Origin of the sequence: Rothia sp. HMSC066H02, assembly GCF_001814995.1 — a bacterium.
Classification (GTDB): domain Bacteria; phylum Actinomycetota; class Actinomycetes; order Actinomycetales; family Micrococcaceae; genus Rothia; species Rothia mucilaginosa.
The window spans coordinates 217,111-242,015 of record NZ_KV818673.1 but is presented as its reverse complement, the minus strand read 5'-3'; the positions used below and the strand labels follow the sequence as shown (position 1 = coordinate 242,015).

At 61.6% G+C, this 24,905-nt stretch carries 19 protein-coding genes; 9 read left to right on the top strand and 10 right to left on the bottom strand.

Features of this window, described 5'->3' with window-relative positions:
• Nucleotides 1-61: 61 nt before the first annotated feature.
• From hemB to hemE, 7 genes are all read right to left on the bottom strand, one after another.
• The gene (gene hemB, locus HMPREF2999_RS03765) at nt 62-1,063 is read right to left on the bottom strand and encodes a porphobilinogen synthase (protein WP_070675742.1); all 1,002 of its coding nucleotides are present in this window, start codon (nt 1,061-1,063) and stop codon (nt 62-64) included.
• A 55-nt stretch (nt 1,064-1,118) separates the two neighbouring features.
• Nucleotides 1,119-2,084, bottom strand: a complete 966-nt coding sequence (locus HMPREF2999_RS03760; protein WP_083315076.1) for a uroporphyrinogen-III synthase — start codon at nt 2,082-2,084, stop codon at nt 1,119-1,121.
• Between the two features lie 5 nt (nt 2,085-2,089).
• Complete coding sequence (locus HMPREF2999_RS03755; RefSeq protein ID WP_070675744.1) at nt 2,090-3,223, bottom strand: hydroxymethylbilane synthase; 1,134 nt, start codon at nt 3,221-3,223, stop codon at nt 2,090-2,092.
• A 188-nt stretch (nt 3,224-3,411) separates the two neighbouring features.
• A complete protein-coding gene (locus tag HMPREF2999_RS03750; RefSeq protein ID WP_070675746.1) occupies nt 3,412-4,875 on the bottom strand; it encodes a ferrochelatase in 1,464 nt (487 codons plus the stop codon).
• The gene (hemQ, locus tag HMPREF2999_RS03745; RefSeq protein WP_070675748.1) at nt 4,872-5,693 is read right to left on the bottom strand and encodes a hydrogen peroxide-dependent heme synthase; all 822 of its coding nucleotides are present in this window, start codon (nt 5,691-5,693) and stop codon (nt 4,872-4,874) included. The genes HMPREF2999_RS03750 and hemQ overlap by 4 nt, the downstream gene beginning before the upstream one ends.
• A 134-nt stretch (nt 5,694-5,827) precedes the next feature.
• Nucleotides 5,828-7,378, bottom strand: a complete 1,551-nt coding sequence (gene hemG / locus HMPREF2999_RS03740; protein WP_070675751.1) for a protoporphyrinogen oxidase — start codon at nt 7,376-7,378, stop codon at nt 5,828-5,830.
• A gap of 139 nt (nt 7,379-7,517) precedes the next feature.
• Nucleotides 7,518-8,699, bottom strand: a complete 1,182-nt coding sequence (hemE, locus tag HMPREF2999_RS03735; RefSeq protein ID WP_070675752.1) for a uroporphyrinogen decarboxylase — start codon at nt 8,697-8,699, stop codon at nt 7,518-7,520.
• 221 nt (nt 8,700-8,920) lie between these two features.
• Here hemE and HMPREF2999_RS03730 point away from each other — a divergent pair, with 221 nt between their 5' ends.
• The 5 genes from HMPREF2999_RS03730 to HMPREF2999_RS03710 all read left to right on the top strand — a co-directional run bounded on the left by HMPREF2999_RS03730 (nt 8,921) and on the right by HMPREF2999_RS03710 (nt 15,110).
• Complete coding sequence (locus HMPREF2999_RS03730; RefSeq protein ID WP_070675754.1) at nt 8,921-10,183, top strand: glutamyl-tRNA reductase; 1,263 nt, start codon at nt 8,921-8,923, stop codon at nt 10,181-10,183.
• Nucleotides 10,184-10,382: 199 nt separating this feature from the next.
• Entirely contained in the window at nt 10,383-10,610 is a 228-nt protein-coding gene (locus tag HMPREF2999_RS03725) for a DUF3107 domain-containing protein (RefSeq protein ID WP_005505268.1), read from the top strand.
• A gap of 481 nt (nt 10,611-11,091) precedes the next feature.
• Nucleotides 11,092-12,807 carry a DEAD/DEAH box helicase gene (locus tag HMPREF2999_RS03720; protein ID WP_070675756.1) on the top strand — a complete coding sequence of 572 codons (1,716 nt, stop codon included), beginning with the start codon at nt 11,092-11,094 and terminating at the stop codon, nt 12,805-12,807.
• A gap of 8 nt (nt 12,808-12,815) precedes the next feature.
• The gene (locus HMPREF2999_RS03715; protein WP_070675758.1) at nt 12,816-14,087 is read left to right on the top strand and encodes a DNA-methyltransferase; all 1,272 of its coding nucleotides are present in this window, start codon (nt 12,816-12,818) and stop codon (nt 14,085-14,087) included.
• 204 nt (nt 14,088-14,291) lie between these two features.
• Nucleotides 14,292-15,110, top strand: a complete 819-nt coding sequence (locus HMPREF2999_RS03710; RefSeq protein WP_230457230.1) for an S-layer homology domain-containing protein — start codon at nt 14,292-14,294, stop codon at nt 15,108-15,110.
• A 55-nt stretch (nt 15,111-15,165) separates the two neighbouring features.
• Here HMPREF2999_RS03710 and HMPREF2999_RS03705 read toward each other — a convergent pair whose 3' ends face one another.
• Together HMPREF2999_RS03705 and HMPREF2999_RS03700 are read right to left on the bottom strand one after the other, a co-directional pair.
• Nucleotides 15,166-16,842 (bottom strand): transcriptional initiation protein Tat, encoded by a 1,677-nt coding sequence (locus HMPREF2999_RS03705; protein WP_070675760.1) that lies wholly within the window; start codon nt 16,840-16,842, stop codon nt 15,166-15,168.
• Nucleotides 16,843-17,465: 623 nt separating this feature from the next.
• A complete protein-coding gene (locus HMPREF2999_RS03700; protein ID WP_005505258.1) occupies nt 17,466-18,434 on the bottom strand; it encodes a PHP domain-containing protein in 969 nt (322 codons plus the stop codon).
• Between the two features lie 215 nt (nt 18,435-18,649).
• On the opposite strand from HMPREF2999_RS03700, the gene HMPREF2999_RS03695 reads away from it, so the two are divergent.
• Nucleotides 18,650-20,179: an aminopeptidase P family protein gene (locus HMPREF2999_RS03695; protein WP_070675762.1), complete on the top strand. Its 1,530-nt coding sequence runs from the start codon at nt 18,650-18,652 to the stop codon at nt 20,177-20,179.
• 147 nt (nt 20,180-20,326) lie between these two features.
• Here the strand turns inward: HMPREF2999_RS03695 and HMPREF2999_RS03690 are convergent, their stop codons facing one another.
• On the bottom strand, nt 20,327-21,337 hold the full coding sequence (locus HMPREF2999_RS03690; protein WP_070675763.1) for a hypothetical protein: 1,011 nt from the start codon (nt 21,335-21,337) through the stop codon (nt 20,327-20,329).
• A 130-nt stretch (nt 21,338-21,467) separates the two neighbouring features.
• Between HMPREF2999_RS03690 and HMPREF2999_RS03685 the strand changes: the two genes are divergently transcribed.
• From HMPREF2999_RS03685 to HMPREF2999_RS03675, 3 genes are read left to right on the top strand one after another with little or no spacing between them, the layout of a single operon-like run.
• On the top strand, nt 21,468-22,796 hold the full coding sequence (locus tag HMPREF2999_RS03685; protein WP_070675766.1) for a magnesium transporter MgtE N-terminal domain-containing protein: 1,329 nt from the start codon (nt 21,468-21,470) through the stop codon (nt 22,794-22,796).
• Nucleotides 22,789-23,709, top strand: coding sequence for a DUF1003 domain-containing protein (locus HMPREF2999_RS03680; protein ID WP_070675769.1), 921 nt, complete (start codon nt 22,789-22,791; stop codon nt 23,707-23,709). Before HMPREF2999_RS03685 ends, HMPREF2999_RS03680 begins: the two co-directional genes overlap by 8 nt.
• Nucleotides 23,699-24,901 (top strand): P-loop NTPase, encoded by a 1,203-nt coding sequence (locus tag HMPREF2999_RS03675; protein WP_070675771.1) that lies wholly within the window; start codon nt 23,699-23,701, stop codon nt 24,899-24,901. The genes HMPREF2999_RS03680 and HMPREF2999_RS03675 overlap by 11 nt, the downstream gene beginning before the upstream one ends.
• The last annotated feature ends 4 nt before the right edge of the window (nt 24,902-24,905 follow it).

The window sequence follows — 24,905 nt, the reverse complement described above, 5'->3', positions numbered from 1 at the left end:
CCAAAGACGTGGCTTTTCGAAACACATGTGGCTTCTCGGCATTAATGAGGGAGGGAGGGGGTTAGGCGTCCAGCTCGCGGAGCCAGCGTGCCGCCTCCGTACCGTAATAAGTCAGGATGACGTCCGCACCGGCACGATGAATCGAACGCAGCGACTCCAGCACCACAGCCTTACGGTCAATCCAGCCGTTCGCAGCAGCAGCCTCAATCATCGCGTACTCGCCCGACACCTGGTAAGCGGCCACGGGCACCGGCGAAAATTCCGCCACCTCGCGCACAATATCCAGGTAGCTGCCGGCGGGCTTCACCATGACCATGTCGGCGCCCTCCTCCAGGTCGGCGCGCACCTCCAGCAGCGACTCGCGGCGGTTCGCCGGGTCCTGCTGGTAGGTCTTACGGTCGCCCTTGAAGGTCGACTCTACCGCGTCACGGAACGGACCGAAGAACGCAGAAGCGTACTTCGCCGAATACGCCAGAATCGACACATCCTCAAAGCCTGCCTCGTCCAGGGCGGCACGCATCGCCGCGATCTGGCCGTCCATCATGCCCGACGGGGACACCGTGTGCGCACCCGCACGCGCCTGCGAAACCGCCATCTTGCAGTACAGCTCCACAGTCTGATCGTTATCCACCACGAGGGTGCCGTGGCCGTCATCGACCAGCACGCCGCAGTGACCGTGGCGCGTGAACTCGTCCAGGCAGGTGTCAGCCATAACCACCAGGTCGTCGCCGAACTCCTCACGGCACACAGCAATCGCACGGTTCAGGATGCCCTGCGGATCCCACGCGGTCGAGCCGACCTCGTCCTTATCCTCATCGCGGGGAATACCGAACAGGTCAATGCAACGGATGCCCGCCTCGTACGCCTCACGCACGGCGGGGATGATGCTCTCCAGGGTGTGCTGGTACTGACCGGGCATCGAACGAATCGGCTGCGGTTCAGTGATGCCGTCGCGAACGAAGAACACCTGAATCAGCTGCGCGGGGCGCAGGGTGGTCTCGGCGACGAGGGAGCGCATGGCTGCGGTGGTGCGCAGGCGGCGCGGGCGGCGGGTGAGGTTCATGATCTCTCCTGAAAACTCGATAAAAATATGTGGTCTTAGTAGATGAGGGATGCGCCTACATGAGGGATACAGCGGCGCGCGCCAAATCCTGCGGTGACGGCGAATCGGCCTGCACGTAGCGCAGGTTCAGGGCGCGGCATGCGGAGGCGGTACTCGCCCCAATCGCCACCACCGGCGGCACAGATTCGGGCGGTACAGATTCAGGCGATAGCGCGGGGGTGCCGTCCAGCAGGGCGTGCAGGCGGGAGGGGGCGGTCACCACCAGCGCATCCGGCGCGGGGGTTTCCGGGGCGGGGGTTTCCGGGGCGGGGGCATCTACGGCATTCCCCTGCACGAGCGCGCGGGCGGCGGCAAGGCTCAGCTCGCCGGGTGCCACCTGCTCGGCGGGCACCATATCGTAGAGTACACAGCGGCGGCTGTCCCAGCCCAGGTTTTTGAGGCCTTCGCGCAGGGTCGGGCGGGCGTTGGAACCCTCCAGAACCAGCACTGCAGCTGAATCAGTCGCGGCGGGATCAGCTGCGGGGTCTATGAGGGCGGGGCGCCCAAACTCCGCGAGCATACCGGCGGCGCTCTGCACCTGCGGCTGAAAATCCGTGCCCAGCCCCAGCTGAGCGTGTACGGCGCGGGCGGTCGCCGCACCCACGCAGGCGATGCGCACTCCCCCGCTCGCGCAGGCGCGGGCAAACTCCGCACCCCACAGCTCGGCGCAGGCGCGAACAGTGTTGGCGCTTGTGAAGCTCACCCACGCATAGTGCCCGGAGGCGAGCGCCTCCAGCGCGGCGGCGTGGTCTGCGCCCGGTTTGACGGTGCGTGTCTGCTGTAGCGGGGCGAAGAGGACCCGTGGCTCCCCCAACTCGTTCTGTGCGCTTTCTTCAGCGAGGGCGCGTGCGAAGGCGGCGCCCTGGGCGGCGGAGCGGGTCAGCAGAACCGTGCGCGAGACATCACTCTGAGGGGATTCAGAAGGCGGGGTATCAGCCTGCGGGATGTCGCATTGCCGGGATTCAGAACACGAGGCAGACATGACGCCTACTTCAGATCCAATCCGGCCAGGGCGGCGGCACCCATCTGCAGCAGGTCTTCTGCCACGCGCACGCCCAGGCGTTCGGCGCCGGGCACATCCAGTTCGGCGGTTGCCGAGGTGTGGCGTAGCATGTCGGTGCCGTCCGGAGACGCCACCACAACGTTAAGCACCAGGTCGCCTTCAACCACGTGCGCGTACGCGCCGATGGGGGCGGCACATCCGGCTTCGAGGCGGCGTAGCAGGGCACGTTCGGCGCTGACGGCGAGGCGGGTTTCGTGGTGGTTTGCGGCGAGCAGGGCACGGCCGAGGGCACGCACCGGGCGCGCCACCTCGGGGTCGGCGAGCACGGCGGGGTCCGGGTTCTCGAACTCGCTTTCGCGCACTTCCAGGGCGAGCGCGCCCTGGCCGGGGGCGGGCAGCATGCGGGTGGGGTCAAGGTACTCGGTGATGACTTCTTCCTTGCCCAGGCGCTTGAGGCCGGAGACGGCGAGCACCACGGCGTCGCAGTCGCCGCTGCGTTCGGTGCCTACACCGTGGTCGGCGCGTTCAGAGGTTTCAGCGTTCTGGCGGAGTACGACCTGCTTGCCGGCGTGCTCTTCCAGGCCCTTCACGCGGCCGATGCGGGTGCCCACGTTACCGCGAATGTCCACGATTTCAAGGTCGGGGCGCAGAGCGCGCAACTGGGCGGCGCGGCGCGGCGAGCCGGTGCCCACGCGGGCGCCTTCCGGCAGGGTGTCGACGGTCAGACCGTCACGTGCCACGAGGGCGTCGCGGGGGTCTTCACGCTTGAGGGTTGCGGCGACCACCAGGCCGGGGCAGGGCGCGGAGGGCAGGTCCTTGAGGGAGTGTACTGCCATGTCCACGCGGTTTTCTTCGGAGGCGTTCTCGCCGTCGAGCAGACGCTGGCGCAGTGCCGCAGCGAATACGCCGGTGCCGCCGAGGGTTGCCAGGGGGCCGGTGAGCACGTCGCCTTCGGTTTTGACGGTGCGCAGGGTGAAGTCCACGACCTCGGCATCTGCGGCGCCGTGGTGTGCCTGGTGTTCGGTGTAGAGGGAGGTGACGGTTTCAGCGGCAATACGGCTTTGGGTCAGGGCGAGAGCAGACCCGCGGGTGCCCAAGATGTACTCGTGATGGCTCATATCTCTCCTTTTCGGTGATGTGTGTGATAGCCCGTAGGCGTGTGCGTTTCCCCCAGAGGCTGTGTGTTTGCGACGCTGTGTGTTTGTCTAAATTCTGGGGGGGGTAGCCTGTAGGCACGTGCGCTCCGACCCGCCCGCACACCCCGGTCAGGGGGGTGTTGGGGCGAGCCGGAGCTACAGGGGTGGTGTTAGTGGGAGCAGCATCCGCCGGAGCCGCATCCACCGGAGCGGCTGGCGGCGGTGTTCCCAGAAGAACTGGCCTCAGAAGCGGCGTTATCAGCACCGTCAGCAGCGGCTACGTACTCGGCGATGACCGGCTTCGGCGCACCTCGGCCGGGCTTGCAGCAGGCGGGTTCGCACTCGTCGAACCAGCCGTACTGACCGCTCGCGCTCGGGGCGAGGACGCTCTCACGTTCGGGGCGCAGGTCGGCTGAAACACCGTTCTCCACGCGCTCCTCGATGAGGCGGCGCAGCGACTCCACGTACGCCGGATGCGTGCCGGGGGTGGGGGTGCGCACGGCAACCACGCCCAGGCGTTCGCAGGTGTCCAGCGCCTCGGTGTCCAGATCCCACTTGACTTCCATGTGGTCGGAGACGAAGCCGAGGGGCACCAGCACGACGCCTTCCACGGGGGCTTCACCGTCCTCCGCCGGGTTGGCGGGGGTGGGTAGCGCCTCCAGGGCGTCGTTGACGTCCGGTTCCAGCCACGGCATGGACGGCGGGCCGGAACGGGACTGATACACCAGCTCCCATTCGACGTTCTGCAGAAGCTGCGGGGCCTCATCGCGAACCAGCGAAAGCACGGCGCGGGCGACCTGCAGGTGCTTCTCCACGTAGGCGGAGCCGCCCTCGTAGTTCACGCCGCGCGGGCCTGCCTCGTTCGCAGCGGAAGTCGGCACCGAGTGGGTGCAGAACATAATCCGCAGGCGCGGGTTCAGCGAACCGCTATCGCGTGCGGCAAGCTGCTCACGCACCGTGGCAAGGCCGTCCTTCAGCCCGTCAGCGAAAGCGCGGGAGAAGCCGGGCACGTCAAAGAACTGACGGATTTTGCCCACGTGCACGCGACCTTCCAGACCGAGCTGCTCAATCGCCATGCCGTAGTCCTCACGGTACTGGCGGCAGCTCGAGTAGCCCGGGTAGGCGCTGGTCGCCAGCACGAGCACGTTGCGGTGGCCGTTCTCGTAGGCTTCGGCGAGCACGTCCTTCACGTAGGGCTTCCAGTTGCGGTTCGCCCAAGTAATCGGGATGTGCGGGCCGCGTTCGGCGAGCGCCTGTTGCAGCGCGGCGAGCAGGGCACGGTTCTGCTCGTTAATCGGCGAGACGCCGCCGTTGGCGCGGTAGTGGGTGGCGACCTCTTCGAGGCGCTCATCCGGGATGCCGCGGCCAGCGGTTACGTTGCGCAGGAACGGGATGACGTCCTCCTGCCCCTCGGGGCCACCGAAGGAGGAGAGGATCACCAGGTCGTAGGGGCGCGCCTCTTCGGCACGTTCACGGGTGATGCTGCGTTCGCTTCGGTAGTCGCCGAGGGTCTGCTCGTTGAGCGCGGCGGGGCCGTTGGAGGCGGTGTTCGCCGGGTCGGTGCGGTTGGGTACCACGTCGTCCGGCAGGAGCGTGCCGTTGAGGGTTACGCCGTTGTGCGGCTGATGGCTCACGCCAGAACCTCTGCTACTTCGTCTGCGCCGATGCGGCGGCCGGTGTAGAAGGGGGTTTCCTCGCGTACGTGCAGGCGTGCTTCGGTGTTGCGGAAGTGGCGCATCATGTCGACGAGGTCGACGAGCTGGGGTGCTTCGAGGGCGAGGACCCACTCGTAGTCGTTCATGCCGAAGGTTGCGACGGTGTTTGCCAGAATCTGCGGGAAGTCGATTGCCTTCATGCCGTGGTTCTTGAGCATTTCTGCGCGGCGTTCGGGGTTCATGTAGTACCAGTCGTAGGAGCGTACGAAGGGGTAGACGCAGACCCATGCTTCGGGTGCCTTGCCGCGTGCGTAGGCGGGTGCGTGGTTGCGGGTGAATTCTGCTTCGCGGTGTACGCCCATGGTGGACCAGACGATGGTGGTGCCTGCGAAGAGTGCGGTGCGGCGGATCTTGCGGACTGCTGCCTGCAGCTTTTCGGGGGTTGCGCCGTGGGTCCAGATCATGACGTCTGCGTTGTCGCGCATTGCGGAGACGTCGTAGATGCCGCGCAGGGTCACACCCTCGGCGGCCAGCTGCTCAACAACCTTCTCGAATTCGGCACGAGCCTCGTCGGTGTTAGCCTCTGCCGGGCGTGCGCCGGAGCGTGCGAACACGGTGTACAGGGCGTAGTGCAGGGTTTCGCCTTCTTCGCGACCGCGGCGGTTCTCATCAGCTGCGGAGTGCTGGACTGCGTAGCCCTTGGGTGCGCCGCCGTAGCCGTGACCTGCGTGGGTGTAGCCGCCCTGACCTGCGCCGTGTGCGCCGCCGTGGCCGTGTGCTGCGTGATCGTGAGACATTGTGTGTTCCTTTCTTCAGCGAGGGTTCGCTGTGCTGGAGGCGCGGCTTCCGTAGCTGCGCGTTTTCTCAATTTTTTGGTCTTGTTACTGGCTGAGCTGAGTTATTGGCTGAGCTTCTGCCGCCGCTGCGCCGTCTACTTGGCGGTTGCGGTTTTCGGGGAGGTGACGCCTTCCCAGTCCTGTGCCGCGTGGTAGATGAGGCGGTCCATCTGCTCGTAGGTGTCTTTGACGGTTAAGACCAGGCCGGAGCCTGCCGCCCAGGAGCCGACGGTGCTGAGGGTTCCGAGTTCGCTGGCGCGTTCGCGGAATTCCTTGACTCGGTCGCGGTGGCCGGGGGTGGAGGCGGGTAGTACACCGCGCCAGCGTACGACGTCCGCGTCAACGAGGTTGTTGTGGGTGAGGGCTACGTCCATCATGCGACTTGCGTCGCGCAGGGCGAGGGTGATGAGCTGCTCGTCTGCGAGGGCGACTTCGGAGAAGCGGGAGTCTTCGCCGCCGCGGCCGTAGGACAGGCGTACCACGTGGCGTCCGGGGCCTGCGGCCTCGGCGACCCACTGCCATTTGGCGGTGGCGTGGGTGAGTGCCTTGGCGCGTACGGCGGTGGCTTCTTCGGAGACGAGCAGGCCGGTGCCGCGGGGGTGCTTGTCCAGGGCGGGGGCATCGACGACGAGGGTGACGAGGGCGACTTCGGGGCCGGGTTCCAGGGCGGGTAGTGCGGTGGAGACGTGCGGGCCGATGAGTCGTGCCACGGTCGGGCCGTCGGTGGCGAGCACCAGATAGTCGGCGTAGAGGGGGGTGTTTTCGCCGTCGGTGGTGTGGCGCTGGATGATGAACCACTGGCCGGTGGATTCGTCGCGGTCCACGGCGATGACGTCGAATCCGGTGACGATGCGAACGCCAGTGGCGTACAGATCTTCGACGAGACGTTCGGACAGCTGGTTCATGCCGCCCACGATACCGGCGACCTGTGAGCCTGCGGGGGCTGCCGAACGGAAAGCGTGCGCTGCGGCGGAGAGGGAGCGGTGCTTGCGGAAGGCTTCGCGCAGACCGGGGATGGTCGCATCGACGTCGAGCTTGTCAGGGTGGGTGGAGTACACGCCGGAGACCACGGGTGCGACGAGGTTGTCGAGCACTTTCTGGCCCATGCGGATGCGCACGAGCTCACCGAGGGTCTTCGCGTTCTCGCCTGCGGAGACGGGCAGGAACTTGTCCACCTGGGCGCGGCGCAGACCGTTCTTACCGATGACGGGGATCAGCGACTTATCGTTCACGTTGCCGGGGATGCCCATGATGCCGGTGCTGGGGGTGCGACGGGCGCCTTGCGGCAGGTACAGCCAGGAGCCGTAGGAGTTGGGGGCGACGATCTGGTCGCCCAGGCCGAGTTCCTTGACGAGGTCGCTGACGATAGGGCTGCGGGTTGCGAAGGATTCTGCGCCGGAGTCCAGTACCAGTCCGCCAACTTCGTGGGCACCAACGGCACCGCCGAGGTGGTGGCGCTGTTCTAGCAGGGTGACGCGCATACCGGCTGCGGCGAGGCGGCGTGCGGAGATCAGGCCGGAGGGGCCGCCGCCGATGACGATGGCGGTGGGTGCCTTCTCGTTGCGGGTGAAAGCTCGTGCGTTCTGGGGCGCGGCGGAGGAACTGACCTGTGCGGTGCGGTGCGGTGCCTGGTTGGTGTGGCCCATGGTGGTTCTCCTTTGGTCTGCGTGCAGTGGAGTTGCCCATTGCGGTAACGGGTGTGGTGGTTGGTTCGGGGTGCAGATGTTTCGGTGCAGATGCCGGAGGATGTCCAGCATCTGCGCCGTCTATTTATCGTTATTTATCCTATGCCTGCGCGGTGCGTTCGTGGATATATGCCACGAGGTCGGTGAGCACCTGCGGGTCGGTGGTCGGGGGTACGCCGTGGCCGAGGTTGACCACGTGCGAGGGGGCGGCGTTGCCTTCTGCGAGGACCTCGTCTACGTGTGCGTAGAGGTTTTCGCTGCCTGCGGCGAGCAGTGCCGGGTCGATGTTGCCCTGCAGGGGTACGGCGCCGTTGAGCAGGGTATTCGCTGCGGACAGCGGCAGGCGGTAGTCCACGCCGATGACATCTGCGCCGGCTTCGTGCATGGCGGGCAGCAGGGCGGTGGTGCCGGTGCCGAAGTGGATGCGCGGCACGCCGTATTCGCGCGCCATATCGAGGGCAGTTGCGGAGTGTGCCTGCACGTAGCGGCGGTAGTCGCTTTCGCCGAGGGATCCTGCCCAGGAGTCGAAGAGCTGCACGGCGGATGCGCCTGCCTCAATCTGTGCGCGCAGGAACTGGCCTGCGGTGCGGGCTGCCCAGGCGGCGAGTTCGTGCCAGGCGTCGGGGTCGGCGTGCATCATGGTGCGCGGGCGCAGGTGGTCGCGGGAGGGGCCGCCTTCGACCATGTATGCGGCGACGGTGAAGGGGGCTCCAGCGAAGCCGATGAGCGGGGTGTCGCCGAGCATTTCGACGGTCGCGGCGACGGCTTCGCGGATGGGGTCGAGGTCGCTGTCTTTGAGTTCGGGCAGGGCGCGCACCTCGTCGAGGGTGCGTACGGGCTGGTCGAGTACGGGGCCCTTACCGGGCACGATGTCGACGTTGACGCCCGCGAGCTTCATGGGGATGACGATGTCGGAGAAGAAGATGCCGGCATCGACCTTGTGGCGACGGACGGGCTGCACGGTGATTTCTGCGGCGAGGTCGGGGGTGAGGCATGCGTCCAGCATGGGGATGCCTTCGCGTACCTGGCGGTATTCGGGCAGGGAGCGGCCTGCCTGGCGCATGAACCAGACGGGTCGGTGGCTGGAGGGGCGGCCGGTGAGGGCGCGGAGCATGGGCGAGTCGGCGGTGGTGCCTGCGCGCAGGGGGTGGTTGGCGGGTAGGTGTGCGAGCTGCTCGTCGGTGAGCAGGGGTCGCTGGGTGTCGGTGGGGTGTGCGGGCAGGGCGGGTGCCTGTGCGGCGCCCTGTGCCGACGCGGGGGTGGTGTGCTGGTTTTCGCTCATAGTCTCTAGTGTGACAGGTTTATGTGGGCGTTTTTGCGACACTATGTCATGGTGACTCTTACCTAATGGTGGCTTTCTTAGTGGTGAGGGACACCTTAGTTTGCGCCCACTCTTCGTGCCCGCTCCCCCACCGTACAGATTTTCTTGCCCCCTACGATGATGGAACTTAGGTTCTGTGAGCTTTACAGGGGCTTAGTCGGCGTGGTTATGATTAATCTCTAGTGAGTACTTATGCATTTGTGGCATCGCACCACACCGTTGATTTGACCACCGTCGCTGCGTTGAGCGCCGGTGCCTCCGGCGTACCCGATGTTCTGGCGGCGGATGTAGCGCGTCAGCTCGGTGTTAAGGGTGCAGTAGTTCTTGCCACCTGTAACCGTCTTGAAATGTATGTTCAGCTGCACGTCTCTGCCCATGTCCCCATGGTTCGTGAGCTGATTGTTGATTCGATTTCTCAGACCTCCGGCCTGGACAAGGAGCTGGTTGCCTCCAGCTTTGACCTGTTCGAGGATGAGGAGGCTGCACGCCACCTGCTGACGGTCGCCTCCGGCCTGGAGTCTGCAGTGGTTGGCGAGCGCGAAATCGCCGGTCAGGTACGCCGCGCCCTGGCTGCCGCGCAGGCGAAGGCGCAAGAGGACGGCGTGACCCTTCCCGGTGAGCTGGTGCAGCTGTTTGAGCATGCGGCGCATACGGCTCGTCAGGTAGGTCAGCACACGGCGCTTGGCGCCCAGGGCCGCTCGATTGTGTCTGTTGCCCTGGATCTTGCGGATGAGGTTGCCGAGAAGGGCTGGTCGACCCGCCGCGCCCTGATTTTTGGTACCGGCGCCTATGCGGGCGCAACCATTGCGGCTCTGCGTGAGCGCGGTTGCACCGATATTTGGGTGAATTCCCGTTCGGGTCGTGCCCCCGAGTTCGCGGCAAAGCGCGACGTCTTCGCGGTGCCCGAGGGCGGCATGGAGCAGGCTATGGCTGAGGCTGACGTCATTATTGGTTGCTCCGGCGGTTCCGATCCGCTGCTTCCCGAGCAGATTCCGGCTGGCCACCACACGATTCTTGACCTTGCTCTTTCACGTGACTTTGATCCGTCGGTCGCTGACCTGCCGAACGTTGAGCTGATTACGCTCGAGTCGGTGCGCCTTGCCGCCCCTGAGGAGACCGAGGAATCCGTGGCGACGGCTACGCGCATTGTGGAGTCTGAGCTGGCGGCGTTTGTGTCTCGTCAGCGTTCCCGCACGATTGACTCCGCGATTGTTGCGCTACGCTCGCACACTATGGATGTGCTGGATTCTGAGCTAGAGAAGGTACGTAACCAGTTTGGTTGCGGTGCGGCGACGGAGCAGTTTGAGCTGGCGATGCGCCGCATGGTGAAGTCTCTTCTGCACACCCCGACGGTGCGCGCCAAGAAGCTGGCGTCGGAGGGCCGCGCAGAGGATTACGTGCAGGCGCTGGAGACCCTCTACGGCATTCAGGTGGAGGAGTCTTAGGAGTCTCCCCCTCCCCTCTTCCCGGCGTTTTTCACGCGCATTTTCACGCATCCGGCGGCGAGTATTTTATTAGCCCCCGGCGAAGTACCGCCCGTTCACGGTGCCGATGGGCGCATTCACGCTAGAGTAGATGCTAGATAAGACAGTTCCCATACCCGGCGCGCGTTTGGTTGCGCCGGACTATTCTGCGAGGAGACTCATGGAAATCAAGATTGGCATTCGCCACATTGCTCGTGAAATCGTTGTTGAGACCAGTGAGGCTAAGGAAATCCTCATGGAGAAGGTCTCGAAGGCTATTGAGGACGGCTCGCTGCTACAGATTATGGATGATAAGGGCAACACCACCCTGATTTCTGGCGCTCAGATTGGCTACGTTGAGCTGGGTTCCGACGCTAAGCGTCACGTTGGCTTCGGTATCGGCGCCTAATTAGTTCGGTAGCTGAACCCCCTTTAGCTTGAGCTTTCCCCCGCATCCGTCACGATGCGTAATCGCGCTTTATGCGCCACATGGTTACGCCGTGCCGAATGCGGGGGTTTGCGCTTTAAACCGCCCGCACAGAAACCTCGCGGTACCCGGTTTTGGGGCGGTATATCGCCCATCACGGGCGCACACCACAACCGGTCGGGGGTGCGCCGGAAGTAAATCCGGGTTAATATTGAGGGGTTAAGTGAATGACCGGTCGTACCCCTTTCAAGACCCCGAGGCTGCACCGCCTTCTCATCATGAATGAACCATGAGTATTAATCATGCGTGCAGGCGGCGTCTCGGTAAGAATTTCCCGTGTAAGAATTTCCCGCGGCCGGCTTTCGACGCCCACCCGTCACCGCCTCCACCATTGAGGCGCTGGCTGGTACACCCCGTTACGGGGAGAAACACACCCCGAGCAGGGGTAGAAAGATACGGTCCAGTGACTGAAACGAACACGCAGGAAACCACTCAGACTGCAAAGTCCTTCGCCGACTTCGGCGTTCGCCAGGATATTAGCGACGCCCTCGCGGCGGTTGGCATTACCTCCCCCTTCCCCATCCAGGAGCTGACTCTTCCCGTGGCTCTGTCTGGCCAGGACATCATTGGTCAGGCGAAGACCGGTACCGGTAAGACCCTCGGCTTCGGTCTGCCCACCATTCAGCGTGTGGTCGGCCGCGACGATGAGGGTTGGGCTGATTTGGAGTACCCCGGCGCACCTCAGGCGCTGATTCTGGTTCCGACCCGTGAGCTTGCTATTCAGGTGGGCGAGGACTTGGCGATTGCTGCGAAGCTGCGCAACGCCCGCGTCGCCACCCTGTACGGTGGTGTGCCGATTGAGCCTCAGGCTGAGCTGTTGCGCCGCGGCCTGGAGGTTGCGGTGGGAACCCCCGGCCGCATTATCGACCTGTACCAGCAGGGCTTCCTGAACCTGAAGCAGGTTAAGATCGTGGTCCTCGATGAGGCTGACGAGATGCTGGATTTGGGTTTCCAGCCGTCGGTTGAGAAGATCCTCAGCTACCTGCCGGAGGACCGCCAGAGCATGCTGTTCTCCGCAACCATGCCCGGCCCGGTCATTGCGATGGCACGCCAGTACATGACCAAGCCCATGCGCATTAGCGCCGCTGACCCCGAGGACGCCTCGAAGACTAAGGCGTCGATTCGCCAGGTCGTCTACCGTGCACACCACCTGGACAAGGACGAGATGATTGGCCGCATTCTGCGCGCTACCGGCCGCGGCCGCACCGTCATCTTCACCAAGACCAAGCGTGACGCTGCCCGCGTGGCAGAGGAGCTGGTGAACCGTGGCTTCGCTGCCGCTCCCCTGCACGGTGACCTGAACCAGGTTGCGCGTGAGCAGGCGCTGAAGGCGTTCCGCACCGGCAAGGTCGACATTCTGGTCGCGACCGACGTGGCGGCTCGCGGTATTGACGTTGAAGACGTGACCCACGTGATTAACCACCGCGTGCCCGAGGACGAGAAGACCTACCTGCACCGTACCGGCCGTACCGGCCGTGCCGGCAATGAGGGTACCGCTGTGACCCTGGTTGACTGGGATGACCTGCCGCGTTGGAAGGTCATTAACGACGCCTTGGAGCTGGGTGTTCCTGAGCCGGTTGAGACGTACTCTTCCTCTGAGCACCTGTTCTACGATCTGAACATTCCGGCTGGCACTAAGGGCCGTCTGCCGCGCGAGGAGCGTGTGGCTGAGGGCATGGGCGATGAGTTCTTTGAGAGCGCCCGCGATTCTCGTGATGGCCGCCCGGCTCGTTCTCGCGGTGGCCGCGATGGTGGCCGTTCTGGCGGCCGTGACGGTGAGAAGGGTTCGCGCCGTTCCCGCGGCGGCCGTGACGGTGGCCGTGAGGGTCGTTCCGGTGAGGGCCGCGGCGAGCGCCGTAGCCGCTCCGAGGGCCGCAAGCGCGCTGAGCGTTCTTCTGAGCGTGCGGAGCGTAACGAGCAGGGCGCATCCGAGCGTACCGAACGTTCTTCGGAGCGTTCTGAGCGTGCGCCTCGTCAGCGTCGCCGTACCCGCCGCGTTGAGGGTCAGCCCGTGGAGGGTGAGGGTCGCCGCCGTACCCGCCGCCGCTCTGAGGGCTCGCGTGCTGAGGGTTCTCGCGGTAAGGGCCGTGGCGCTGACCGTGCTGGTTCTGAAGGCTAGGGCCGGGGTTGGGTATTTCAGCATCCCCGGCGCCTGCCGTGCCCTCCCCTGCCGCTGAGGCGAACCGCACGGATTCGACGGTTTTCGATCCGCAGGGCCCGTCGCTGCTGGTGCAGGCAGATAACCTGGAGTATCTGCGTGAGCTGCCCGATGGTGCGTTCACCGTGATTTATATTGACCCGCCGTTCAATACGGGCAAGAAGCAGACGCGCCGCACGTTGAGCGCGGAGGCTTCTGAGAAGGGTGACCGCACCGGTTTTAAGGGCAAGAGCTATTCGAGCACCCTGCAGACTCTGGCGAGCTATAACGATTCGTTCGAGGATTATTGGGCGTTCCTAGCGCCGCGTATTGAGCAGGCGCATCGTCTGCTGGCGCAGGACGGCACCTTGTACCTGCACCTGGATTGGCGTGAGGTTCATTATGTGAAGATTATGTGCGACATGATTTTTGGTCGTGAGAACTTCATTAATGAGCTGATTTGGGCTTATGACTACGGTGCGAAGTCTACGCGCCGCTGGCCGACGAAGCACGACAATATTTTGGTGTACGCGAAGGATCACCGCAGCTATTACTTCAATACTGCGGAGGTTGATCGTGAACCGTATATGGCTCCCGGTTTGGTGACTGAGGAGAAGGCTTCTCGCGGTAAGCTCCCTACTGATGTGTGGTGGCATACGATTGTGTCGCCGACGGGTAAGGAGAAGACGGGTTATCCCACGCAGAAGCCTACGGGTTTGTTGCGCCGTATGATTGCGGCGAGTTCCCGCCCTGGTGATTGGGTGTTGGATTTCTTCGCTGGTTCTGGTTCTACGGGTGCGGCGGCGGCTCAGCTGGGTCGTAAGTTCGTGTGTGTGGATCAGAATCCGCCGGCTATTGAGGTGATGGCTAAGCGTCTGGGTGTGGATCCGGTGTCGTTCGCTGAGTATCGCGGTGTGCCGCGTGGGGCGAGTGTGTTGTTCACGCCGAAGCGTACGGTGGGTGTTCGTGGCGGTACGAGTCGTGATGCGTTGACGGCGGCGAGCCGTCATGCGCTGAAGGCTGTGTTGGATACGCTCACGGAGACTACGCAGCCGGTTGAGGGTGCGTCGTGCCGGTTTGTGCGTCACCGGTCGATGGATGCGGTGGATAAGAAGATGCGTATTGATGGCCGTGATGAGTTGCGTCGTCAACGTCAGCATCAGGCGCGGGCTAAGGCTCGTGCGGCTCGTGCGGCTGCTCAGATGGATGCGGCGGCTGCGGGTGCGGTGTTGCAGCATCATGCGTCGCGCGAGAGCGTCTAGGCTGTCTTGTCTGCGCGTTCGTGAGAGCACGTGTTAAGAGTGTGGGGCGGGTTCCTTGAATAGGAACCCGCCCCATTCTTTTGTTTTCATCCCATTGCATATTCCCTAAATCTCTACCTGAAGGTTAGGATTTTTGATACGCTGAGAACGTTCTACTCATGAGGGCGCACAAAGATTGTGCACCCTTCTGTTCATGAAGGAGCTATGATGCTTCGACAATTATTCGCCCGCCCCACGAAGCGGGTCGTCCAGACTGGCGGCGCTGTACTCTTGGCTAGCGCCATGGTGTGCGGCAGTGTTCCGGCGTATGCTACCGGGCATTTGAAGCCTCACGAGGTGACCCCTATTGTGCAGCCGGACGAACCGGCAGTGACCTGTAACGACCGCGCAGAGTATGAGTATTATCGGCAAGATGGTGAGTTGGGGCGTCGCGTTATCTTTAGTTGGGCACAATGTGTTGGTCTGATTTCTGAGCGCCAGAAGTACCAAATGGTCAAGAAAGATAGTGTTATTTCTCGCGGCCAGTTTGTGGAGTATCTATACCGTCTGTCAGGTTCTCCTGAGGTGAAGAATCTTCCGGCTCAGTCTCCGTATGGTGATATCAAGACTGATGATCCGCGTTTTCCTGTGGTGATGTGGGCTCGTCAGCGGGGCATTACCTGGGGTTGGAGTGATGGGAATTTCCATTACGATGCCCCAGCAGGTGAAAAAACAACGGTACTTATGGCATACAGGCTAGCAGGCAGTCCGAAGGTGAAACTACAGGATAAATCGTCCATTCTTGCACCAGAGACTTGGGAGACTTACTACCCTAATATGCCGCATGGCTCCGAGCTTCACTACGCCTACACTTGGGCACTCTACGGAAGTTGGGATTTGGAACAGGATGCAAAATATTTAACCTACCGAGGTATTGGTCTTGCAAATAAAGCACCCTATTGGGACTCCATGTGGACACATGATGCAACATATGAACAGGCTTTTGAGGTGTTACGTCTAGCCGACACTCGAGGCATATTTTAAACTCATAAAAAATATTTTGGCCCTCTGTCCGAGATTACAGAGGGCCAAAATATTTTTAATTTTCTGTTGCTTTTCCTTTAGCTTTAGGGAGAACTGGTGCTACAAGATCTCCTTTAATTTCAAATTCGTTAATTTGAATCCTTAACAGCTCATAAAGTTCAGAGTTGACTTTAAGAACCCATTTATTTCCCATCATATCCCGCTGAGCGGCAGTCCTAGCTTTAGAATTACGTTTGCAAGCATCGAAAGCATTTGCCCCAATAATACTAAGACGGTTTGCACCACCTTCAAGGTAGAACCCCCATCGTGCTGCGAGAGCCTTATCTAGTGGAAATTTATCCTCTGGCTTGTCACTATCTTCGTAGGGATTATCAGAGCGTACTCCCGTGAAAGTGCAGTCACTAGCCCATGAGCTGATATACCAGTTCGCTGCCTCATGGTTACGTGCTGGCTTTGAAACTGCGTCATGCCAGCTGGAGGACTCGCCGATACAGCCCACATAGTTATTCCGTGGCATGAGGGCGAACCATCCGTGGCCACCGTTCTCTTGAGCCGTGCATCCTTGGAATAGGTTACGTGTTCCAGCTACGTACCACCCGGCGCCAGCTTTAGCGGTGTATTGATCATCGGACTGATCCTTTTTCCGTGTTACGTAGATAAGATCTTTTGGTACGGAGCGGCGGTTGTACCAGCTGGTTGACCCAAAAAATTTGCATTGGGAGGCGTAGATTTCAATTCCGGCGTAGTTTTTATTTGAAAGGTTGGCATCGGAGATATCTACTGTAAGGAACTTATTATCTGCGCCACCAGGATTATTGTCATCGATCCTGCGCAACGGATGACCGACAGGTTTGCCAACCAGCAAGCCTTGACGCAAAGACTTACGGACACGAATTTTATCAACTTTCATACCGCGGTCATGAAGCCCCAAAATCGCAACACCCATATCTACATCCCAAATTTCTAGGTTAGAGAGGGAAGGGACAGCCTCAGGGTCATTGGGCTTACCCGTAAACTCAGTGTGTAGAATAATGCCTGCCACATGGGCTAGCGGTGCCCTAGTATGCGTATTATCCCTAAGTTGATCTACGTTGATATGCCCTTTTTGAGGGCTCGTGCGAATCCACATATCACGCACTCCGAAACGCATCGGACGGTTATCTGTCACCTTCATAGATGTCCGCTCCTGATAAGTTCCCGTATGGAAAACACCGAAACATTCATCTCGATTTTCACGAACTGCTTCATCAAGCTTATCTGTGGGCGTCGCAATAATTCGGGTGGACATTCCATGGCCGAAAAACTCCACCTTATCGAGCAAGTGAATGAAGGGGTGCGACACCTTGTAAATACCGGCAGGTAGCTCAATTGACCCTCCACCGAGCCAATACAGGCGCTCTGCCAGCTTATTCAGCTGATCGGTGCAGTCCACTCCGCCCGTGGGGTCTACGCAGTAATCCAGAACATTAACGTGAAGGCCGTTCTTCGCAAGATTATGGGCTGTGTACTCCCTCGCAGTATCAGTGTACGTGAGATATTGCAGACGCTTATTGAACTCGTCTAGCCGCTTCTGGGTATTTTTTACCCATTCTGGGGCGCGAGTCATGAACTCTTCAGTCTTATTTGCTTGCTCCGCATGGGCTGGGGAGAAAGCTGAGACTCCTGCAGTGGTTGCGGCAAGAGCTCCTCCTGCCAAAAGGGCGCGCCGCGATGGCGCATGATATTCAGACATCGATGTCTCCTAGAGGTGAGTGAATTATTCGCCCTTCATCACGACGAAGTGATGTTAGTGGGCGGATACTTTCTGCACGTAGCACCGTGCTGCGCTACAGAAGGTATCTCTAGTGTGTATCGCTTTTTCTTCTCTTTGCAAGAAAATTTATGATTTTTACATAAATTCGTTTCAAGTTTTACGTAAATATTTTAATTTTCTTCAATGTATTAATGAGGTATATAAAATCTATTGCCTTAAATATTTTTAACATTAAATTAAAACTAAAAAGAAGCATAAATCATGATTTTGACCCTTCGTTGGGAGGAACGTCATCACAACATCCCAAGTGGTTCGGAATTGCGCTGGGCATACGCCTGGCTGAATTTTACTGAGGATGGCCGAACGTATTTATCTAGCGACGTTGCAACTGTTGACGAACTGTGGTTCGATGCATGACAATTCAAGCCACTCATATACAGGCTATTGAGCTGTTGCGCATAGCTGATACTTGAAGCGCATCTAAAGCATTTATAAAGAGAAGGCACTTTAGAACAGAACACTAGGGCAACGCAAAAGAGTGTGGGGCGGGTTCCTTGACCGGGAATCCGCCCCACACTCTTTCGTCTTACTACTGGGTCTTACTACTGAGTTGCCAGCTGCTCGCGGATACGCGCCACCGTCACCGCATCCGTCGTGTTCTCACCCAGCAGGTTCGGCTTACCCGCGCCGTGATAATCACTCGAACCCGTCACCAGAACCTCACGGCCCGCCTCACGCTGACGCTCAATGAACTCCAGCAGACGCGCCCGGTCCTCCGGAGAGTTCTCACGGTGATACACCTCCACACCCGCCAGGCCAGCATCCACCATCAAACCCAGGTACTCCAGGCTCAGGGCGGGGCCACGCATCGTACTCATCGGATGCGCAATCACCGGCACACCCCCAGCCTCACGCACCAGACGCACCGCCTCCAACGGGTCCAGCGCATCCTGCGGCACATAGTAGGGGCTGCCCGTGTACAGTAGCTTCGCAAAAGCCTCAGAACGATCAGCAACCACACCGGCAGCAACCAGCGCATCAGCAATATGGGGGCGGCCCACCGCTGTGTTCCCCTCCCCCACCTGCGCCAACACGTCATCCCAGGTCAGCGGGTAGTCGGCGGCAAGACGGTCCACAATAGCCTGCGCACGGCCCTCACGGCTGGCGCGAATCGCCTCCACACGGTGCGCCAACTCCGAACCCACCGTGTCAAAACCATAAGCGAGCAGATGAATAGTCTTCGTGCGTGCGCGGCCCTCACCGTCGGTGTACCGGTAACGGCAGGAGAACTCGGCACCCGGCAGAAAATCTAGACCGTACTCACCCGCCAGCTGAGCCGCCTGCGCCCAACCAGCCGTCGTATCGTGATCAGTCAGCGCGAAACCCGCCAACCCGGCGCGAGCAATCAGCGGCACCAGCTCGGTCAGGCTCTGCGTGCCGTCAGAAATAGCGGAGTGAATATGCAGATCGTAACGCCCGGCACGGTTCAGGTTTTCAGGCGCGCCCGATTCAGCGGGCTGCGGTGCCTGCTGCGCATTAGGTGCACTATTTCGGTGTTCTGTCTGCGTCATATTCTCTCCTTCCCCGCCCCTGCTAGTTCATCGCCGCCTCAGCGGGGTTTAAGGCATGTCATCTACTCTTCTGATTCAACCCTACCAATATCGGCGGCACAATATCGGGCACCCGGTCGCAGGTCAAAGATATATTCTGTCCCACCGCACCCTCTCTTATGGTCAAAAGCGCTAAAACACCTGCCCACCTGTGGTGAAGGCGATATGATTAACCCATGACTGAGAACAACGAGAAGAGCACCGAAGCTCAGAAGACTGACCACCGCAGCACCCCTAAGGCGTCTGCGTTCACCGAATTCATTGCCGCAAACTGGGCACCTGCCGAAGATGACGGCTACACCCGCGAGCCCGTAGCAGACTACGCAGCTGAGCGCCGCGCCAAGATCTCCAAGGCATTCCCCGGCGAGCGCCTCGTCCTGCCCGCAGGCCCGCTGAAGGTCCGCTCCAACGACTGCGACTACCGCTTCCGCCCCCACTCGGCGTTTGCGCACCAGACCGGTCTGGGCATCGACCACGAGCCCGACGCCGTACTGATCTTCGAGCCCGTCGAAGAAGGTACCGGCGACAACGGCTCCAACCACGAAGTCACCCTGTACTTCCGCCCGCTGGCTGGCCGCGACACCGCAGAGTTCTACGCGGATGCACGCTACGGCGAGTTCTGGGTTGGCCCCCGCCCCACCCTGAAGGAGTTCTCCGAGCGTTACGGTCTGCGTACCCGCGACCTGTCCGAGCTTGAGGTTGCTATCACCAAGAACGCCGGCAACCAGGGCCTGGGCGGCGTGAACATCCGCCTGGTCCGCAACGTTGACCCGGCTGTTGACGCGCTGGTTGACACCTCCCGCTACAACACCGGCGTGGAGCTGGAGCAGGCTGACAAGCTGGACTCCGAACTGGCCGTGGCTCTCTCCGAGGCTCGCCTGATTAAGGACGCTATCGAGGTTGAGAACCTGCAGCGTTCCGTTGACATGACCGTCAAGGGCTTCGAAGAGGTCATTCGTGAACTGCCGAAGGCTAAGGAGCACCACCGCGGTGAGCGCGTCGTTGAGACTGCGTTCTTCTCCGTGGCACGTACCGACGGTAACGACCTGGGCTACGACACCATCGCAGCGTGCGGTAACAACGCAACCATCCTGCACTGGATCCGTAACAACGGCACCGTCGATGACGGCAAGCTGCTGCTGCTGGACGCAGGCGTTGAGGACGACACCCTGTACACCGCAGACGTGACCCGCACCTTCCCCGTGAACGGTAAGTTCACCGAGGTTCAGGCGAAGGTCTACAACGCTGTGCTGGAGGCTGCTGACGCCGCATTCGCTGTGGCTAAGCCGGGCCGTAAGTTTCACGAACTTCACGACGCCGCGATGGAGGTTCTGGCTCACCGTCTGGAAGAGTGGGGCCTGCTCCCTGTTTCTGCCGAGGTTTCCCTCACCATTGAGGGCGGTCAGCACCGCCGCTGGATGCCGCACGGCACCAGCCACCACCTGGGCCTGGACGTGCACGACTGCGCGCAGGCGAAGGCTGAACTGTACATGTGGGCTGAGCTGGAGCCGGGCATGGTCTTCACCATTGAGCCGGCACTGTACTTCAAGGAAGAGGACCTGTCTATCCCCGAGGAGTACCGCGGTATCGGTATCCGCCTTGAGGACGACGTGCTCTGCACCGAGGACGGCAACGTGAACCTGTCTGCTGCACTGCCGCGCACCGTTGAGGGCATTGAGGAGTGGATGGCGAAGCTGGCGAAGTAACGCCTAGCCCCCAGTTACGTTAGTAACGTCTTATAGGGAAAGCCCCTCACCGATTCGTTCGGTGAGGGGCTTTTTCGTGTCTTCTAAGTGCTGCCTTCTATTCCTGTTTCCCGCCGTTGTGGGCAGCTACCGCTGTTGCAGGTTCGGTTATTCGGAGTCCTTCGAGGAGTTATCGTGTGAGGACTTATCGTGCAGGCCCTGCGGGCGCAGAGTCGGACGCTGCGGCTTGGGCTGAATCAGCTTCGCGTATTCTTCCGGGTCGTCCACGCGCAGACCGTACCGCTGTGCCGGACGTTTCTGCGGCTCTGATTTCTGAGCGGTTGCCTGGTCAGTGCTTGCCTGTTCCTGTTCGGAAGGTTGAGCGGACTGTACGGACTGAGTAAGCTGAGCGGGCTGTGCGGGGGCAACCGGTGCGGGCATGTTCTGCGCCGCGCTCTGAGCCATCGCGTTCTGCGCGGTCGCATCACGCTCGGGAAGGTTCTGGTTCGGCGCCGGCTGGCTACCCGCCTGCGCACGGTACGAGGGTGCCTTCGGGGCGCCGGTCGGAACCGGTGCACCATTCATCGAGACGGTGCTCTGAGCGGCACGCGCCTGCGAAGCCTCCGGGGCTGCCGCCGCACGAGCAGCCGCAACCGCCGCCGAGAAGCGAGGGTGCGCACCCAGCACGCGGCGCGCATCCTGAGCGTACTCCGGCAGAGCGTACATCACGGTACGCGAGGGAATCGCCTCGGTACGCATCGGGTAACGAATACCGCGATTACGACGAAGAATATACATCTGCCACAGCACAAACACAGCCACCGACAGCGGTACGTACCTTAGCGCCACCGACGTAAAAGAGTCACCGGTCAGCGTCAACAGCACCGAAAACACCAGGCCCATCGACGCACCCTGAATCGCCGCAGAAATCAGGGCACGACCGTAACCGGGCTGTACCGGGTACTCCACCTGGCGGATACCATCATTGACCAGGTACAGCGCCGTGACCGGGTAATCCTGTTCGCTGAGCACATCAAAAGCGGCGAGCGCATCATCGTGACGAACGAAGGAGGCGATCGCCTCACCGGCGGGCAGGGGCTTGCCCTGAGCCTGCGCCAGGCGCGAGGCCAGATATGAAGAAGGCGGGGTCGAGGGAATATTCGGCAGGTTAGAAGTCATGGCTCCTATTCTACCGCCCACCCTAACCCTGGACCCGGTGGGCAGTCAGCTCCTCTACAGGCGTAGCGAACACCTGTTCAATGAAGCTTCTCAAAGTGCGAATCCCCGCGGCGGGGCGTACCCTAGAGAGGTGAGCAATTCGAAGTTCAGCACCCCCAGCAAGATTTACATTGCCCGCCTTCTGGGCCTCGACGTTTTTGACCCTTTCGGTGACCGCCTCGGCCGTCTCCGAGATGTCGTCGTGCTCAAACGCGGCCTGGGCGCATCCATTGCGGGCGCCCGCCCCGCCAAGGGCAGCGAACCCATTGTTGTCGGCATCATCGTTGAGGTGCTCGGCAAGAAACGCGTGTTCATGCCCATGACCCGTGTGCGAAGTATCGACGCTTCACAGATCATTTCAACCGGCCTGGTGAACCTGCGCCGCTTTGAACAGCGCAACTCTGAGACTCTCATCGTGGGTGAGCTCTTTGACCGCCGCGTGCGCCTGCTCGACGGCAGCGGCGACGCCGTCATTGAGGACGTCGCCATTGAGCAGCGCCGCAACGGCGACTGGGGCGTGACCGAACTGTTCGTTTCCCGCGTCAGCTCCTCCTCCAGCACGTGGCGCCGCCGCTCCAAGGAGACCCTCATCGTCGACTGGGACGAGGCGGTACTCTCCACCGACGTGGAACCGCAGGCGGCAACCGCGTTCGTGGCGAACCACGAGAACTCCAAGCCCGCCGACCTTGCGGATGCCATCCACGAGATGAGCGATAAGCGCATGGTCGAAATCGCAGCCGAACTGCAGGATGAACGCCTCGCGGACGTTCTGCAGGAGCTGCCCGCTGAGGACCAGGTGCAGATTCTGTCGCACCTGGACGACGAGCGTGCCGCGCAGGTCCTCGAAGAGATGGAACCGGACGACGCCGCCGACCTGCTCATCGAACTGGACGACACCCAGCGTGAAAAGCTGCTCGAGCTCATGGAACCCGACGAAGCAGACGACGTGCGTCGACTGCTCGAATACGACGAAGGTACCGCAGGTTCGCTCATGAACCCGGTGCCGATTATCCTCTCCCCCGAGGCGACCGTCGCCGAGGCACTTGCGCACATCCGCGCCGAAGAGATCCCTCCGGCGATGGCGGCTGCCGTCATGGTGACCCGCCCGCCCCTGGAAACGCCGACCGGCAAGTACCTGGGCCTGGTGCACATGCAGAAGCTGCTGCGTGTGCCGCCGAGCGAGCCGATTGGTCACATCCTCGATACCGACACTGAGCCTGTCTCTGACCAGGCAAGTTTGGAAGAGCTGGCACGCGTGCTGGCGACCTATGACCTGACCATCGTTCCCATTGTGAACGAATCGCACCGCCTGGTAGGCGCAGTGACCATCGACGACGTGCTCGATGCGCTCCTGCCCGAAGACTGGCGCACTTACGATGATGGAACTCCTGTACGAAAGGTAGGACGACGCTTTGCCTGATTCGAACCGCCGCGACGCAAACCGTACCGAAGAGAACCCCCGCATCGATAAGGCGCGCATCCTCAAGGACCGCCTGGAGAAGAAGTACGCTGAACGCAACCGCGAGCGCGGCGACTCCCGCCCGCAGCGTAGCGACTCGCAGCTGAGCACCCCCGGCACCCGCAAGCCGAAGCTGTTTTCGAGCCCCAACCCGGACGCTTTCGGCCGCATGACCGAGGGCTTTGCACGCTACATGGGTACCCCGCAGTTCCTGATGTGGATGACCATTTTCTGTGGCGTGTGGCTGGCGTGGAACTCCCTGGCGCCGGAGGAGATGCAGTTCGACCCGCGTAGCCTGAACTTCACCCTGCTGACCCTGATGCTGTCCCTGCAGGCTTCTTACGCTGCTCCTCTGCTGCTGTTGGCGCAGAACCGTCAGGATGACCGCGACCGCGTGGTGGCTTCTGAGGACCGTAAGCGCGATCAGCAGAACCTGGAGGAGACTCAGTACCTGACCCGCGAGATTGCTTCGCTGCGTATTGCTCTGCGTGAGGTTGCGACCCGTGACTTCGTTCGTAGCGAGTTGCGTGACATTCTTGAGGAGCTGCAGAACATTGCGCAGGAGCAGGAGCGTCACGCCGAGCAGCTGCAGGACATCAGTGAGGACATTGAGGACCTGGAGGAGGCTATCGACGATATCGATATCTCCGAGGGCGAGGAAAAAGACGCTGAGGAGCAGGGCTCCGAGAAGCAGGATGCTGAGAACGGTGCCGAGCAGGCTTCTGACAAGGCTGAACGCTCTGCAAAGGACTCTGCGAAGGACTCCGACCAGGATTCCCGTCACGGCGATTTGAGCCAGCCTCAGAGCCGCGAATCCCAGCAGGCACAGCAACAGGCAGAGCGCACCCGTGAGGGAGGCGCCCGTGACCGCTGATAACCCGCTGCAGGATGCCCTCTACGCGGCGCTCGCCCGCGTTGAAGACCCCGAACTGCGCCGCCCCATTACGGAGCTGGGCATGGTTGAGACGGCGCTCGTGCATCCGGAACTGGATGAGCAGGGCGAGCCGATTCCCGGCCGTCACTGGGCTGAGGTCACGGTGTTGCTCACGATTGAGGGTTGCCCGCTGAAGAACACCATCGAGCAGCAGGTTCGTGACGCCGCCGCCACCGTTGAGGGTATTGAGCGTGTGCAGCTGCAGGTGGGTGCGATGAACCCGCAGCAGCGTTCCGCTCTGCGTTCGATGCTCAAGCCGGAGCGTTCTAACCCGTTTACCGCGCCCGGTTCGCTGACCCGCGTGTTCGGTGTGGTGTCCGGTAAGGGTGGTGTGGGTAAGTCCTCCATGACCGCGAATCTTGCCGCCGCGTTCGCCTCGCGCGGGCTTGCGGTGGGCATTATTGACGCGGATGTGCACGGCTTCTCCATTCCGGGTCTGCTGGGTATTACCGACGCCCCGACCCGCCTGGATGACCTGATTCTTCCGCCGACCGTGGACGTTCCCGCCCCCGCCCAGCGTTGGGGTGAGCAGAAGGTCAGCGGCGGCTTTATTCGAGTGATTTCTATCGGCATGTTCCTCAAGGGCAACGAGCCGGTGGCGTGGCGCGGCCCCATGCTGCACCGTGCCCTGGAGCAGTTCATCATGGACGTGCACTTCGGCGCCCTGGATGTGTTGCTACTCGATTTGCCGCCCGGCACCGGCGATATTGCCATCTCCATGGCTCAGCTGCTGCCGAATGCGGAGCTGGTGCTCATTTCCACCCCGCAGCACGCCGCGGTGGATGTGGCGGAGCGTGCCGGTACCCTGAGCTTGCAGACCGGTCAGAAGGTCGTGGGCGTGGTGGAGAACATGGCTGCCATGACCCTGCCGGACGGTACCGTGCTCGACATGTTCGGTTCTGGCGGCGGTCAGGTGCTCGCTGAGCGTCTTTCGGAGGCGCTCTCCTACCCGGTACCGCTGCTCGGTTCCGTCCCGCTGGATGTGAACCTGCGTACCGGCGGCGACGAGGGCACCCCGGTGGTCTGGAGCCACCCGAACTCCCCCACCGCCGAAGAGATTCAGTCCATCGCCTCGCAGCTGTTGCAGTCGGGCGAGTCGCGGGCGGGTCAGAGCCTGCCGCTCTTTGTTTAGAGAT